The 14,344-nt window shown below is 72.0% G+C and carries 15 protein-coding genes; 11 read left to right on the top strand and 4 right to left on the bottom strand.

Going from position 1 to position 14,344, the window contains the following annotated elements; genetic code table 11:
• The first annotated feature begins 2 nt into the window (after positions 1–2).
• The 4 genes from VIS07_19530 (at position 3) to VIS07_19515 (ending at position 4,514) form a co-directional block, all read left to right on the top strand.
• The gene (locus VIS07_19530; protein ID HEY8517706.1) at positions 3–1,793 is read left to right on the top strand and encodes a TonB-dependent receptor; all 1,791 of its coding nucleotides are present in this window, start codon (positions 3–5) and stop codon (positions 1,791–1,793) included.
• A 74-nt stretch (positions 1,794–1,867) separates the two neighbouring features.
• Positions 1,868–2,920, top strand: coding sequence for a metal ABC transporter substrate-binding protein (locus tag VIS07_19525; protein ID HEY8517705.1), 1,053 nt, complete (start codon positions 1,868–1,870; stop codon positions 2,918–2,920).
• Complete coding sequence (locus tag VIS07_19520) at positions 2,917–3,621, top strand: ATP-binding cassette domain-containing protein (protein ID HEY8517704.1); 705 nt, start codon at positions 2,917–2,919, stop codon at positions 3,619–3,621. Before VIS07_19525 ends, VIS07_19520 begins: the two co-directional genes overlap by 4 nt.
• Positions 3,618–4,514, top strand: a complete 897-nt coding sequence (locus VIS07_19515) for an iron chelate uptake ABC transporter family permease subunit (GenBank protein ID HEY8517703.1) — start codon at positions 3,618–3,620, stop codon at positions 4,512–4,514. The genes VIS07_19520 and VIS07_19515 overlap by 4 nt, the downstream gene beginning before the upstream one ends.
• Here VIS07_19515 and VIS07_19510 read toward each other — a convergent pair.
• Positions 4,511–4,960, bottom strand: coding sequence for a transcriptional repressor (locus VIS07_19510; protein HEY8517702.1), 450 nt, complete (start codon positions 4,958–4,960; stop codon positions 4,511–4,513). The genes VIS07_19515 and VIS07_19510 overlap by 4 nt on opposite strands.
• A 206-nt stretch (positions 4,961–5,166) precedes the next feature.
• Here VIS07_19510 and VIS07_19505 point away from each other — a divergent pair, with 206 nt between their 5' ends.
• Positions 5,167–5,385, top strand: coding sequence for a hypothetical protein (locus VIS07_19505; protein HEY8517701.1), 219 nt, complete (start codon positions 5,167–5,169; stop codon positions 5,383–5,385).
• Between the two features lie 61 nt (positions 5,386–5,446).
• Here VIS07_19505 and VIS07_19500 read toward each other — a convergent pair whose 3' ends face one another.
• Entirely contained in the window at positions 5,447–6,577 is a 1,131-nt protein-coding gene (locus VIS07_19500) for a MaoC family dehydratase N-terminal domain-containing protein (protein HEY8517700.1), read from the bottom strand.
• A gap of 140 nt (positions 6,578–6,717) precedes the next feature.
• On the opposite strand from VIS07_19500, the gene sufT reads away from it, so the two are divergent.
• Positions 6,718–7,284: a putative Fe-S cluster assembly protein SufT gene (gene sufT / locus VIS07_19495; protein HEY8517699.1), complete on the top strand. Its 567-nt coding sequence runs from the start codon at positions 6,718–6,720 to the stop codon at positions 7,282–7,284.
• Between the two features lie 70 nt (positions 7,285–7,354).
• On the opposite strand, the gene VIS07_19490 is transcribed toward sufT, so the two are convergent.
• Positions 7,355–8,059: a hypothetical protein gene (locus VIS07_19490; GenBank protein ID HEY8517698.1), complete on the bottom strand. Its 705-nt coding sequence runs from the start codon at positions 8,057–8,059 to the stop codon at positions 7,355–7,357.
• Between the two features lie 111 nt (positions 8,060–8,170).
• Between VIS07_19490 and VIS07_19485 the strand changes: the two genes are divergently transcribed.
• Positions 8,171–9,193 carry a prolyl oligopeptidase family serine peptidase gene (locus VIS07_19485; GenBank protein ID HEY8517697.1) on the top strand — a complete coding sequence of 341 codons (1,023 nt, stop codon included), beginning with the start codon at positions 8,171–8,173 and terminating at the stop codon, positions 9,191–9,193.
• On the opposite strand, the gene VIS07_19480 is transcribed toward VIS07_19485, so the two are convergent.
• On the bottom strand, positions 9,183–9,809 hold the full coding sequence (locus VIS07_19480) for a TetR family transcriptional regulator (protein HEY8517696.1): 627 nt from the start codon (positions 9,807–9,809) through the stop codon (positions 9,183–9,185). The two genes, VIS07_19485 and VIS07_19480, sit on opposite strands and share 11 nt — an antisense overlap.
• Before the next feature lie 144 nt (positions 9,810–9,953).
• Here VIS07_19480 and VIS07_19475 point away from each other — a divergent pair, with 144 nt between their 5' ends.
• The 4 genes from VIS07_19475 (at position 9,954) to rfbA (ending at position 14,341) form a co-directional block, all read left to right on the top strand.
• Positions 9,954–10,568, top strand: coding sequence for a cupin domain-containing protein (locus VIS07_19475; GenBank protein HEY8517695.1), 615 nt, complete (start codon positions 9,954–9,956; stop codon positions 10,566–10,568).
• Between the two features lie 23 nt (positions 10,569–10,591).
• The gene (locus tag VIS07_19470) at positions 10,592–12,157 is read left to right on the top strand and encodes a DUF4301 family protein (GenBank protein ID HEY8517694.1); all 1,566 of its coding nucleotides are present in this window, start codon (positions 10,592–10,594) and stop codon (positions 12,155–12,157) included.
• Between the two features lie 151 nt (positions 12,158–12,308).
• Positions 12,309–13,418, top strand: a complete 1,110-nt coding sequence (rfbB, locus tag VIS07_19465; protein ID HEY8517693.1) for a dTDP-glucose 4,6-dehydratase — start codon at positions 12,309–12,311, stop codon at positions 13,416–13,418.
• Positions 13,415–14,341: a glucose-1-phosphate thymidylyltransferase RfbA gene (gene rfbA / locus VIS07_19460; GenBank protein HEY8517692.1), complete on the top strand. Its 927-nt coding sequence runs from the start codon at positions 13,415–13,417 to the stop codon at positions 14,339–14,341. Before rfbB ends, rfbA begins: the two co-directional genes overlap by 4 nt.
• Positions 14,342–14,344: the final 3 nt, after the last annotated feature.

Below are 14,344 nucleotides of genomic sequence, written 5' to 3'. Positions count from 1 at the left end.
CGATGTCGGGGACCGACGTCACGAAGAGGACGCGCATCGCGTGCGCGTCGCTCGCGCTCGCGTTGCTGCTGCCGCTCGCGAACGCCCGAGCCGACGAGCGCGCGGAGATCGAGGCGTTGAAGGCGCAGATCGCGGAGCTCGAGCGCCGCGATCGCGAGCGTCAGCGACAGCTCGACGAGATGCTCGAGCTGCTGCGGCGCATCGCGCCGGAGCTGGCGCAGCAGCAGCAGCAGGAGAAGCGCGCTCCGGCGCCCGGAGTGGACGCGAAGCTCGCAGCGGATGCGGATGAGGACGCGCGCTCGCGCAGCGCGCTCGATCGCGCGATCGCCGAGCTCGAGCAGGACGCGGGCTCGCCGCACGCGGGCTCGCAAGGCGCCGTTGGCGCGCCGCGCGGCGTGCTGCCGGTAACGAGGGCAGCGACCACAACGACGGCGACTTCGGTGACGTCACAGGCCACCCCGGAGCAGCCGACCCAGGCGCCGCTCGCCGCGTCGTCGCCGCCGCCGAGCACCAGCGCCCCAGGCGATGGGGCGAGCGGGCCGCACGACCACACAGCGGCTTCCTCGCCGCCGGGCACGCTCTTCAGCAGACCGTTGCCGGGCCAGGCGACGCTGCGCCTCCTCGAGCCGTCGATCGACCTCATGGTCGCCGCCGGCTGGTCGACCGCGAACGACGCCGAGATCCGGACGCTGCAGGGCGGCGCGCACGATCCGGACCGCCGCGGCTTCACCTTCCAGCAGGCCGAGCTCGGCTTCTTCGGCGCCGTCGACCCGTACTTCGACGCGGTCACCTACATCCTGTTCACGCCGGACGGCGTCGAGCTCGAGGAAGCGTACGGCACGACGCGACGGCTACCGTGGGGTCTGCAGCTGCGAGCCGGCTACTACTTGACGGAGTTCGGACGCATCAACCCGACGCACCCGCACTCCTGGCCGTGGATCGACCAGCCGATCATCAACACCCGCATGTTCGGCGGTGAGGGGCTGCGCTCGCCGGGCGCTCGCCTGTCGTGGCTGCTGCCGGTGCCGCTGTTCTCCGAGCTCTACGTCGGCGTGCAGAACGCCAACGAGGGCGAGCTCACGACGAGCTTCCTCGCGCCCGAAGGGATCGGCGGTCGCCCCGGCATCGATACCGAGACGCGCAACCTCGGCGACCTGCTCTACCTCGTCCGCTCGGCGACGGCGTGGAGCTTCGGCGACGAGGTCTCGGCGCTGCTCGGCTTCTCTGGGCTGTTCGGTCCGAACTCGACCGGCGGCTCGGCGCGCACGTTCGTCTATGGCGCGGACTTCACGCTCAAGTGGCGCCCGACCGACAACTTCCGCGGCTGGCCGTTCCTGCTCTGGCAGAGCGAGGTGATGAAGCGCGACTACACCGCGGAGCCGATCCCCGCCGGCGTGGTCATCCCCGAGGACGATCACGGCCACGCGCACGCGCTGCACGACCACGACGACCACGACGACGCGCACGTGCAGGAGGCCATCCCCGGCGCGCTGCTGCGCGACTGGGGCTTCTACACGCAGCTCCTCTACGGCTTCCGCTACCCGTGGTCCGCGGGCGTGCGCTTCGAGTGGGCGAGCGGCTCGGGGCAGAGCGTCGGCGGGCGCGCGAACGACCCGCTGCGCGACGACCGCTTCCGCTTCTCGCCGCTGCTGATCTACCAGCCGTCGGAGTTCGCGCGCATCCGCCTGCAGTACAACTTCGACCACGCGACCGCGCTGCCCGGCGAGGAGGCGAGCACGGTGTGGCTCGGGCTCGAGCTGCTCTACGGCAGCCACCCGGCGCACGAGTGGTGAGAAAGGAGCCGATGGCGATGAACGCGAATCGCTCCCGAGGCATCGAACATCGCTCGCGCGCGTGCGGCCGACGCGTGGCCGCACGCGCCCTCGCGGGCCTCGCCGCCGTACTCGTCTCCCTCACATCCGCGGCACACGCGACCGCGCAGGAGACGGCGCCGCTGCGCGTCTGCGCGACGACGCCCGACCTCGGCGCGCTCGTGCGCGAGATCGGCGGCGACGACGTCGCCGTGACGACCTTCGTCAAGCCCACCGAGGACCCGCACTTCGCGGAAGCGCGGCCGAGCTTCGTCAAGCAACTCAGCGAGGCCGACCTCCTGGTGCAGATCGGGCTCGACCTCGAGATCGCCTGGCTGCCGGCGCTGCTGCGACAGGCGCGCAACCCGCGCGTCGAGCCGGGGGCGGCGGGCTACCTCGACGCGTCGACGGCGATCGGACAGCCGCTCGGGATCCCGACGACGCCGGTCGACCGCAGCCAGGGCGACGTGCACGCGCGCGGCAACCCGCACTACCTGCTCGATCCGCTGCGCGGCCTCGCGGTGGCGCGCGCGATCGCCGCGAAGCTCTCCGAGCTGCGGCCGGACGCCGCCGCGCGCTTCGAGCGCCGGCTCGCGACCTTCCAGGACGAGCTCTTCCGCCGCCTGGTCGGACCCGCGCTCGCCGCGCGCTACGGCGACGACGTGCCGAAGCTCGTCCGGCTCTACGAGGCGCGCAAGCTCGCTTCCTTCCTCGACGACCAGGGTCAGCGCGCCGAGCTCGGCGGCTGGCTCGGACGCATGCTGCCGCTGCAGGGCACGAAGCTCGTCGAGGACCACGCGGTGTGGACCTACTTCACGCGCTTCTTCGGCCTCGAGGTGGTCGCCGACCTCGAGCCGCTGCCCGGCGTTCCGCCCACGACCAAGAGCCTCGAGCGCGTGATCGAGCTGATGCGCGCGCAGGACGTGCGGATCGTGCTCGCGTCGACGTACTACGATCCGCGCTACGCGAACCTCGTCGGCTCGAAGACCGGCGCCCGCGTGCTGCGCATGGCGACGCAGGTCGGCGCGGTTCCCGAGGCGCCGACGTACCTCGACATGATCGGCTACAACGTCGAGCAGATCGCGTCGGCGGGTGCGGAGACGAGATGACGTCGCGCCCCGAGGTGCTGCTCGAGGCCCGCGCGCTGACGCTCGGCTACGGCGCGCGCGTCGTGCTGCGCGACGTCGACTTGACGGTGCGCCGCGGCGAGTTCTGGTTCCTCGTCGGGCGCAACGGCAGCGGCAAGAGCACCTTCCTGCACGCGGTGCTCGGCATGCTCGAGCCGCAGGGCGGGACGCTCCGCCTCGCCGCGTCGCTCGGCGGTCGTGCGCGCGTCGGCTTCGTGCCGCAGCACGCCGAGACGAACCCGTCGCTGCCGACGACGGTGCGCGAGTTCGTGTCGCTCGGTCTCGTCGGGCTCGACGTGCCGCGTGCGGAGCGCGGCGCGCGGCTGCGGCGCGCGCTCGAGCGCGTCGGGCTCGCCGAGCTCGAGCGGGCGTCGTTCCGCGCGCTTTCGGGCGGGCAACGTCAGCGCGCGCTCGTCGCCCGCGCGCTGATCCGCGAGCCCGAGCTGCTGGTGCTCGACGAGCCGATGAACCACCTCGACGCCGACGCCGAGGCGGCGCTGCTGCGCGACCTCGTCGAGCTCAACCGCCAACACGGCCTCACGCTGCTGCTGGTCACGCACGACGCCGCGATGGCCGAGCGCCACGCGTCGCACGTCGCGACCTTCGCCGACGGCACGGTGCGCGTCGAGGAGCGCACCGCGCGCGAGCGGGCGAAGGGTCCCGCGCTCGAGGTGCGGTCGTGATCGCGTCCTTCCTCGACTCCTGGGCGCTGTTCCGCGACGCCTACCTCGCCGGCTGGCTGATTTCGCTGCTGCTGCCGCTGCTCGGCGTGATGGTCGTGGCGCGCGAGCAGATCTTCCTCGGCGCCGCGATGTCGCAGGCGTCGCTGCTCGGGATCGCGTGCGGGCTGCGGCTGGCCACGCTCCCTGCTCTCGCGGTCGTTCCGTGGCTCGAGAGCGACGCCTTCCTCTCCGCCGCGGCGGGGATCTTCGCCGTGCTCGCGGCGCTGCTCACGACGCGCGGCGCGCACGAGCGCGGCGAGAGCCGCGAGGCCGCGACCGGGCTCGTCTTTCTCTTCAGCGCGAGCCTGTCGGTGCTGCTGCTGTCGCACAGCCCGCACGGCACGGAGGAGATCCACCGGCTCGTCGCGAGCACGATCATCGGCGCGACCGCGGGCGACGTCGCGGTGCTCGCCTTGCTGCTGGCGCTCACCGCAGCGGGCGTGGCGCTGCGTCACCGCGAGCTCGCGCTGCTCGCGATGGATCCGCAGATGGCGTCCGCCGTCGGGCTCGGCGTCCGGCGCTGGGGCGTGCTGCTCGCGATCTGGCTCGGCGTCGTCGTCGGGCTCTCGAACCGCGTCGCGGGCAGCATCTTCACCTTCGGCTGCCTGGTGCTGCCGGCGCTCGCGGCGCGCAGCCTGTGCCGCGAGGTGCGCACGATGTTCGTCGTCGCGCCCCTGCTCGGCCTCGCCGGCAGCCTCGTGAGCTTCGTCGTGGCGCACGACCTCGACTACCCGCCGGGCCAGACGACGGCGTTCGTGCTGAGCCTGACGCTGGTCGCCGCCTGGCTGCTGCGGCGCTCAGAGCGCGCGCTCGCGAACGGTCGCCGCGAAGGCGAGCCGCTCGCGGGTCGCTAGCAGCTCTCGCAGCGGCCCTTGAGCAGGACCTGCGACACCTCCGCGACCGGCGAGCGGCGCGAGCCCGGCGCTGGGCGGATGTTCACGCTGACCTCGGGCAGGCAGGCGACGGTGCCGCAGTCGTTGCACACGAAGTGCGGGTGCTCGCGCTCGGTGCCGCGGTCGGCGCTGCGCATCTCGTAGCGCCAGACGTGGTCGCCGACCTCGACGCGGGACACGAGCCCGGCCTCGGCGAGGTCGACCAGGTTGCGGTAGATCGTGGCGCGGTCGAAGCCGAGCGGCAGCAGCTCCTCGGTGATCTCGGCGTGGCTCATCGGGGCGGTGGCGCGCTGCAGGCGCTCGACCACCGCGATGCGCGGCGCGGTGCTGCGCATCCCGGCCGCACGGATCGCGGCGCGGATCTCCGCGACCCGGCTCGCCGCCTGAGCCCGGCTCTTGCGCGTCATGGCAGCCCGCTTACCACGGCGGCCGCGCTCCCGACAGGCCGGCGCGGCCGTTCTGCAACACCGTTGCAGGAGCATCCAGCGCCGGCGGACGCTCGCCGGGCGAGCAGACGACGAAAAGCTCTTGACACCATCCGAATTTTGGTATCGATTCTGGCTTTACCGACACACTCTCGCGCACTGGAGCTCGGGGACGGAGGTCCAGAGTCATGCAAGCCTCGAGGGAGCATTGGAGCTGCCAGGCCATCCCCGGCGGGCCGCCCGGCTTTCCGTACGCCATTCTGTCCGGTGACGAGGTGCTCGCCTGGGTGAAGCGCTCGTCCGACGCCGCCTTCATCACCGTCGCGCGCGACGAGGTCCGCCAGCTCGCGCTCGAGCTCCGCGAGCGCGACAAGCGCGACCGACGCGCTACCCGCCCCGCCAAGTGACGCAGGCGGGGCCACGAGCGCAGCCCCACCTGCTCCGATTCGCTCGCTTGGGCGCCGCCGGCTACGCAGCGCGGCTCGGCAGCTCGACCTCGGCGACCGCCGTCGCGGTGATCTGCTCGCGGTGGTTGATGGTGTAGACGTCGAGCTTCACCATCTTGCGGCCGTCGCGCTCGAATTTTTCGACGACCTTGCCGCGCGCCCAGGTCACGTCGCCCAGGTAGTTGAAGCGCTTGTAGCGCGCGTCGATGAAGGCCAGGTGCCCCTTGTCGCCCATCCAGTTGGTGACCACGTGGCACATCCACGACAGGCGCTCGAGGCCGAGGTCGTAGGCGCCGGGCAGGCCGAGCGTGTCCTGGGTGAACTTGTTGTCCCAGTGCACGCGCTGCGGCGGCTCCGGGACGCCCTGCTCGTTCGGCACCATGAGCATCGGGTGCTTGTCGAGCAGGCGGGACGCGACGATGTTGCCGACGAGATAGATGCCGAAGAAGGACTCGAAGGCGATCTCCGCGGTCGGCGTGAGCGGACCCTTGATCACCTTGCCGATGTCGTCGCCGACGTTGACGTCCTCCCAGTAGCGCTCCACCGTGCGCGTCTCGTTGCGGTACTCCTCCTGGAAGCGCTCGATGTCCTCGGGCGTCCAGTGCGCGAGCTTCTCCTGCTCCTTGTACACGCTCTTCTCGCGCGTCTTGTTGCGGTCGGCGCGCATGTAGGTGTCGCTGCGCTTGCCGATGCAGGCGCCGGTCTGGTCGTAATAGACCGCTTCGTACGTCTGGTAGACCGTGCGGCCGTCGGTGAACTTGCTGGTCTTCTCGACGACGTCCTTGAGGTAGCTCTCGGAGCGGATGACGTCGCCCTCGAGCACCGGGCGGTACCACTCGTAGTGCGAGCCCGACCAGATCGAGTGCACCCCGGGGAGACCTTCCGGCAATCCGGCCGAGCCCGGCGCGCTCAGCGTGTCGTAGCAGCGCAGCACGACGCCCGGGCAGTGCAGCCGGCCCCACTTACTGTGCTTCTTGGCGTACTCGCGGTCGGTGTAGAGCGGGTTCAGGTCGCCGATCGCGTGCGCGAGGTGCCAGATGGTGTCGCGGTTGACCTCGGTGCGCCACGGCTGGCGCCCCTCGAAGCCCTTGCCGATGCGCTCGCGCAGCTTCGCGATGCCCTCGTCCGTGATCCTGCCGTGCTCGTACGCCATCGTCTGTGCTCCCTCCCGGAACCCGCGTCGCCGTCGCGCCGCGTCCGAGCCAACGTTTGTTGGTAGCCGGACTCGTGCGCGAGCGCCAGCGATTTCGGCCTACCTGGGTTTTGCTGCAGGCGGACGCTATCCTGCTCGACATGAGCGAGTCCAACCAGTGGATCGAGCTGACGCGCGACTGTGAGGCGGTGATGATCCCCGCCGGCCACACGGTCCTGCTTCCCCAGGGCACGAAGGCCGTGATCACCCAGTCGCTCGGCGGATCCTTCACCGTGCACGTCCCCGAGTACGGCGGACTGCTGCGGATCTCGAGCCGCGACGCCGACGCGGTCGGCATGGAGCCGGCGCCCGAGCCCGAGGTGCCCGCGGCGAGCGGCGAGAAGCTGACCCCCGAGGAGCTCGAGCCGCTCGTCTGGCAGCAGCTCAAGACCTGCTACGACCCCGAGATCCCGGTCAACATCGTCGACCTGGGCCTGGTCTACGACATGCAGATCAAGCCGCTCGACGACGGCCGCAACCGGGTCGACGTCAAGATGACGCTGACCGCGCAGGGCTGCGGCATGGGCGCGTCGATCGCCGCCGACGCGCGCTACAAGATCCTCGGGCTGCCGGGCGTCGCCGAGGCCGAGGTCGAGATCGTGTGGACCCCGGTATGGAACCCGAACATGATCTCGCCCGAGGGGCGCGCCAAGCTCGGGATGGATTGACGCCGGCGCGTTTCGCGCGCACGTCGCCGCGACGCCGGCACCGCGCGCGGGGCCAGCCGAGGGGACCGTCTCAGCGTAGCTTCGGCGGCGGCGCGCGGGTGAAGGCTTCCTCCGTGAGCGCCGGGTCGTTCGGCACCCAGCGCAGCACGGTCTCGTCGAACAGCGGGCGGCCGTCGAGCGTGTAGCGGCCGCGGAAAGGCAGCAGGAAGCCGCCGACCTCGCGGAAGTCTTCGTACGACGCGACGAGCTCGCCGCTGCCGATCACCGGCACGTCGACCGGGCCGCGGCTCGCGACCAGCAGGTCGCGCTCGTCGAAGTACAGCAGGTACGACGTCCCGTCCTCGCGCCAGGTGGCGCGCAAGCCGCTCGCGACCCCGGCCGGCAGCGCGTCGCGGGGAAGCTCCTCGACGACCAGCAGCCGCTCGTCGTCGAGCACGTCGAGCAGGCTGAGCCCGATCCAGCGGACCTGGGTGCGCACCGCGCGCGCGAGCGCGGGATCCGATCCGACCGGCGCGGTGCCGAGGAAGTAGCGCACGGTCTGGCCGTCGTAGGCGTAGGTCTGCTCGTCGCCCCAGGTCTCGAGCGTCCAGCGCAGGCGATCCGGCACGCGGTAGTCGATGCGCCAGGCCCAGGTGCCGGGGATCTTCTCGTAGACCTCGGCCTCGGACTCGCGCGACGCGCTCTCGAGCGGACCGCCCCGCGCCGCGATCGCGCGCTCGACGAGGGAGCGCGCGCAGCCCGTCGCGGCGACCGCGACGATCAGCGCACAGAGCACTGGCCCGAGTCCGCGCCCGACCGCCGCCGCGCGCACGAGGCGCGTTCCGCTTTCCCGATCGCCGAGAGTCACGTATCGCTACTCCGGATGCCAGGCGAACTGGTCAGATCGATGATGCTCCGCACGCTGCTCGGCATCCTTCTCGTCGCGGCGGCCGCGTGCAAGCCCGCCGTGCGTCGGCCCGATCCCGCGTCGCTCGTCCCCGCCGCGGCCCCCGCGCCGGCCGCGGCCACCGAGCCCGCAACGGCACCCCGCGCCTGCGATCCCTGCCCGGAGCCGGAGAAGGTCTCGGCGACCATCGACAACGGCTGGATCACGGTCGCGCTGACGCTGCCGGCGCAGCCATCCGGGCCGCTGCCGGTCGTGATCTCGCCCATCGTCCCCGACGCGGATCTGCTCGATCGCGGCTTCGGGGTCGTGCGCTTCCACACCAACTGGGAGCTGCTGCGCGGCTTCAAGAAGGCGTCGGAGGCCTCCGGCTCGAGCGCGGGGCTCGAGGACACGACCAACCTCCCCGTGCGCGACGAGGACTCGCACACGGTCGGGAGCTGGCTCCTCGCCGCGCCGCGCCCCGGCATCGTCGGACGCGCCTACTTCGAGATCATCTCGACGGACGCCGAGCACAGCATCCCGCGCGTCATCGACTGGATCCTCGAGAACCCCCGCGTCGACCCGCAGCGCATCGCGATCACCGGCAGCTCGACGAGCGGCTTCACCGCGCTGCAGGCGATGGCGCACGACCCGCGCATCGCGGTCGGCGTCGTGCGGGTCGCGTGCGGCGACTACCTCACGTTCCTGCGCTCGTCGTCGCTCGCGCTGAACGACGACCCGCGTTGGCTGCCGAACGGCAAGCTCGAGCTCGACCCAGACTACGCGGTCGAGATCGCGGCGCGCGAGCCGATCCGCAACGCGAACCGCTACCCGCCGCGACCGCTGCTGCTGCTCGCCGGCGAGCTCGACCGCGCGATCCCGTACGCGTGCGTCGAGAACACGGTGACGCGCTTCCGCGCGGCGTACGAGGCGCGCGGCGTCCCCGACCACTTCCGCTTCGTCCCCTACTCGGGGCAGGGACACAATCTCGCGGGCGTCGACGGCGAGGTGCTCGGCTGGCTCGAGCGCTGGCTCAAGCCCTGAGCAATCTTTCGCTTGCGCGCTTCACGAAGGCGAGGTGCGCGCGCTTCATCTCCGGGGAGAGCGCCGGCTGGCCGATCAGCCGCTCGAGCAGCGCCGCCGACGAGAAGTGCCCGAACAGCAGGTGGTACATGCCGAGGATCAGCAGCGGCAGGTCCTGCTCGGGCCAGTCGCCGACGCCGGGGGTGGCGAGCACCGCCTGGCGTCCCTGCTGGTAGATCGGCTTCAGCCAGTGGTCGGCGAGCCGCTCGAGGTACTCGCCGCCGTCGAGCACCTCGCGCTGGATCAGCTTCGGCAGGTGCGGCGTGCGCCACAGGTGCTCGACGAGCTGCTCGAGCAACCGGTCGCGCTCGCGCTCCTCGTGCAGCACGGGCGCGCACTCGGCGAGCAGGTCGAGGATCGGCTGCAGCCCGCGCTGCAGCACCGCCTCGTAGAGCGCCTGCTTGCTCGGGAAGTGGTTGTAGATGCTCGCCTGGTTGAGCCCGACCTGGCCCGCGATCTCGCGCACGGAGACGCCGGCGAAGCCGCGCTCGGCGAATAAGGCCTCGGCGGCGTCGAGGATGCGGGTCGCGGTGGATCCCGCCTCGACCGGCGCGGTCTTCTGCGCTTCGCTCGCCATGGCCCGAACGAACGTTCGGTTACCAGCGCCGGGTGCGGCGGGCAAACGGGGCATCGGAGGGCGTGGCGCGTGGGTGGCGCGTGGGTGGCGCGTGGGCGTCGCGCGTCGCAGCGCGCGCGTCGTGGTGCTATGGCCGGCGGCGCCATGACGCTTTCCCCTCGGCGCGCGAGACGACGCACGAGCCCGCCGCGCGCGGTCGCCCTCGCCTGCGCGGTCTGCCTCGCCTGCGGCGGCCCAGTCGGCGCGCAGGTCGCGAGCCTCGACGACGTGATCGCCGCGCACCCCATCGATCCCGCGCGCGGCGCGCAGGTCACCGAGGTGCTGCGCGGCCAGTCGGCGAGCGTCAACGTGTGGCAGCTCACGAGCGAGATGCCGCCGCACCTGCACCGCGAGCACGAGGAGGTGATCGTCGTGCGCAGCGGACGCGCGCGGGCGCGCATCGGTGACCAGACCATCGAGCTCGGACCGGGCGACGCGGTTCTCGTGCCGCGCGACACCGTGCACGGCGCGCGCGTGATCTCCGAGGAGCCGATGGTCGGCTTCTCGGTGTTCGCGCCCGCCTTCGACGGCAAGGATCGCGTCCCCGCGCCCGAGGCCGGCACGCCGACGAAGGCCGAGCCCCGCGCGCCAACCCCGCCCGACCCGACCGCGTCGGCGCAGCCTGACCTCAGCGCGCCAACGAAGCCCGAGCCGACCGCGTCGCCGCGACCCGCGCCGAGCGCGCCGGCGCAGGATGATTCCCGCGCCGGATCACGATAGCCTCGAAGCTCGGAGGACAGTCGATGGCCGAGGGGTTGCTGCACGAGGAGGATCTGCGCCGCATCGCCGAACGCGGGCTCGCCGCAGAGGACGTGCAGAGACAGCTCGCGCTGCTGCGCGATCCGCCGCCGCACACCCGTCTCGAGCGCGCCTGCCGTCCGGGCGACGGCATCCGCGTGCTCACCGACGACGAGGTGGCGAGCGCGCTGCGCCTGCACGCCGAGGCCGCCGAGAACGGCCGCTTCTCCGCCTTCGTGCCCGCGTCGGGCGCGGCGACGCGCATGTTCCGCGCGCTGCTCGCGGTGCTCGACGAAAACCGCGACGTGCGGCGCAGCGACCTCGAGCGCCGCGCGGCCGACGGTGACGGCGACGCGCGCGAGGTGCTCGCCTTCGTCGACGGCCTCCGGCGCTTCGCGTTCTTCGAGAAGCTCTGCGACGCGATGCGCGCGCACGGCCTCGATCCCGAGGACGCACGGCGCGAGGGACGCGTCGGCGCGATCCTCGAGCACCTGCTGACCGAGCGCGGCCTGCACTACGCCGCGCTGCCCAAGGGCCTGCTGCTCTTCCACCGCTATCCCGACGGTCCGCGGACGCCGCTCGAGGAGCACCTGGTCGAGGCGGCGCGCTACGCGCGCAGCCGCGAGGGCGTGGCGCGCCTGCACGTCACGGTGTCGCCGCAGCACCTCGCGGGCTTCCGCGAGCTGCTCGCCACGGCGCAGCGGCGCCACGAGCAGCGCCTCGACACCCGCTTCGAGGTGAGCTTCTCGCACCAGGAGCCCTCCACCGACACCGTCGCGGTCGACCTCGAGGGCAACCCGTTCCGCGACGCGAGCGGCGCCCTGCTCTTCCGTCCGGGCGGCCACGGCTCGCTGCTCACCAACCTCGAGCGCACCGGCGCCGACCTGGTCTACGTCAAGAACATCGACAACGTCGTGCCCGACCGCCTGAAGGAGCCCATCGTCCACTGGCGCAAGGTGCTCGGTGGCGTCCTGCTCGGCCTGCAGGCGAAGGCCTTCGCGGCGCTGGCACGGCTCGAGCGCGACGCCGGCGAGGACGCCGTCGTGGCCGCGGCGCAGGTCCTCGAGCGCGACCTCGAGGTCGCGACGCCGGAGGGCTTCGCGACCTGGCCGCTCGAGCGCCGGCGCGCCTGGGTCCTCGCCAAGCTCGACCGTCCGCTGCGCGTCTGCGGCATGGTGCGCTGCTCCGGCGATCCGGGCGGCGGTCCGTTCTGGGTGCGCAGCGCGTCCGGCGAGGTCACGCGGCAGATCGTCGAGACCGCGCAGGTCGACACGCGCGACCCCGAGCAGCGCGCGCTGCTCGGCACGTCGACGCACTTCAACCCGGTCGACCTGGTGTGCGCGCTGCGCGACCACCGCGGACGTCCGTACGAGCTCCAGAAGCACGTCGACCGGCAGGCGGTGTTCATCGCCGAGAAGTCGCACGGCGGCCGGAAGCTGCGCGCGCTCGAGCACCCGGGGCTGTGGAACGGCTCGATGGCGGACTGGAACACGGTGTTCGTCGAGGTGCCGGCCGAGACCTTCAACCCGGTGAAGACGGTCAACGACCTGCTGTCGCCGGCGCACCAGTAGCCACGCCGACGCAGCGCGAACGCCGCTCGACGAGCCCCGTGCTCCGCCCGCGCTCCGCCCTTCCGCCGTCCGCGACCCGGCTCGGCGCGCCCGCCGACGCCGGCGACCCTCGCTGGCAGGCCCGGCAACGCTCGGCTATTCCGGGGTGGCGATGCGGAGCATGATCGTGACCGGCGGCGCCGGCTTCATCGGCGCCAACTTCGTCCGCCTCGCGCTCGCGCGCACCGACGCCCGCGTCGTGGTGCTCGACAAGCTGACCTACGCCGGCAACCTCGAGAGCCTGCGCGACGTCGAGCGCGACCCGCGCTTCGTCTTCGTGCACGGCGACATCGCGGACGGCGAGCTGGTCGGACGCCTGCTGCGCGAGCACCGGCCGACGTGGATCGTCAACTTCGCCGCCGAGTCGCACGTCGACCGCTCGATCGACGGCCCGCGCGCCTTCGTCCAGACCAACACCGTCGGCGCCTTCGAGCTGCTCGAGGCGTCGCGGCTCTGGCTCGCGGAGCTGCCCGAGGACGAGCGCCGTGCGTTCCGCTTCCTGCACGTCTCGACCGACGAGGTGTACGGCAGCCTCGGCCCGACCGGCGCCTTCTCGGAAACGACGCCCTACGCGCCGAACTCGCCGTACTCGGCGAGCAAGGCGGCGGCCGACCATCTGGTGCGCGCCTACCACGAGACCTACGGCCTGCCGGTCCTGATCACCAACTGCTCGAACAACTACGGCCCGTTCCAGTATCCCGAGAAACTGATTCCGCTGATGCTGCTCAACGCGATCGAGGGCCGCGAGCTGCCGATCTACGGCGACGGCGGCAACGTCCGCGACTGGCTCTACGTCGAGGACCACTGCGACGGCATCTGGCGCGTCCTCGAGGCCGGCGTGCCGGGCGACAAGTACAACATCGGCGGGTACGGCGAGATGACCAACCTCGCGCTCGTCGACCGGCTGTGCGCGCTGCTCGACGAGCTGCTGCCGCCGCGCGACAACCCGGCGCTCGCCGGACGCAACCTCAAGAGCTACGCCGAGCTCAAGCGCTTCGTCGCCGACCGTCCGGGCCACGACCGTCGCTACGCGATCGACAGCAGCAAGATCTCGCGCGAGCTCGGCTGGAAGCCCGCGCACGACATCGACTCGGGCCTCGCCGCCACCGTCCGCTGGTACCTCGACAACCGCGACTGGTGCGAGGCGGTGCAGGCGGGCAAGTACCGCCGCGAGCGGCTCGGCACGGCCGCGCGCGCGGACGCGGCGGACGGAGCGCGATGACCCCGCCGGACGCGGCGCGCACGCCCCCTCGCCCGAGGTCGGGCTCGGAGATCAAGGGCATCCTGCTCGCTGGCGGCTCGGGCACGCGCCTCTACCCGGTGACGCGCGCGACCTCGAAGCAGCTGCTGCCGATCTACGACAAGCCGATGATCTACTACCCGCTGGCGACGCTCATGCTCGCCGGCATCCGCGACGTGCTGGTGATCACGACGCCGCACGAGCAGGACGCCTTCCGCCGCCTGCTCGACGACGGCAGCGACGTCGGCATCCGCATCCAGTACGCGGTGCAGCCGCGCCCCGAAGGGCTCGCGCAGTCGTTCATCATCGGCCGCGAGTTCGTCGGCACGTCGCGGGTCGCGCTGGCGCTCGGCGACAACATCTTCCACGGCCACGGCTTCGCCGACTACCTGCGCGCGGCGGTCGAGCGCGAGAGCGGCGCGACCGTGTTCGGCTACTGGGTCAAGGATCCCGAGCGCTACGGCGTCGTCGAGTTCGACGAGCAGGGACGCGCGGTCGGGCTCGAGGAGAAGCCGAAGCAGCCGCGCTCGTCGTACGCGGTGACCGGGCTCTACTTCTACGACAACCGCGTCCTCGAGGTCGCAGCGGGCTTGAAGCCATCGGCCCGCGGCGAGCTCGAGATCACCGACGTCAACATCGACTACCTGCGGCGCGGCGAGCTGCACGTCGAGAAGCTCGGACGCGGCATCGCCTGGCTCGACACCGGGACGCACGAGGCGCTGCTGCAGGCGTCGAACTTCATTCAGGCGATCGAGGAGCGCCAGGGCCTCAAGGTCGCCTGCATCGAAGAGATCGCCTGGCGCATGGGCTACATCGGCGCTCGGGACGTCGAGCGCATCGCGCGCAGCATGCACACGACCGGCTACGGCCAGTACTTGCTGCGCATCCTCGAACAGGAGACGTGACGC

It is taken from the genome of Candidatus Binatia bacterium (assembly GCA_036563615.1).
Taxonomy (GTDB): domain Bacteria; phylum Desulfobacterota; class Binatia; order UBA12015; family UBA12015; genus DATCMB01.
Note: the sequence above shows the minus strand (reverse complement) of the source record. Positions and strands in the feature narration are given on the sequence as shown.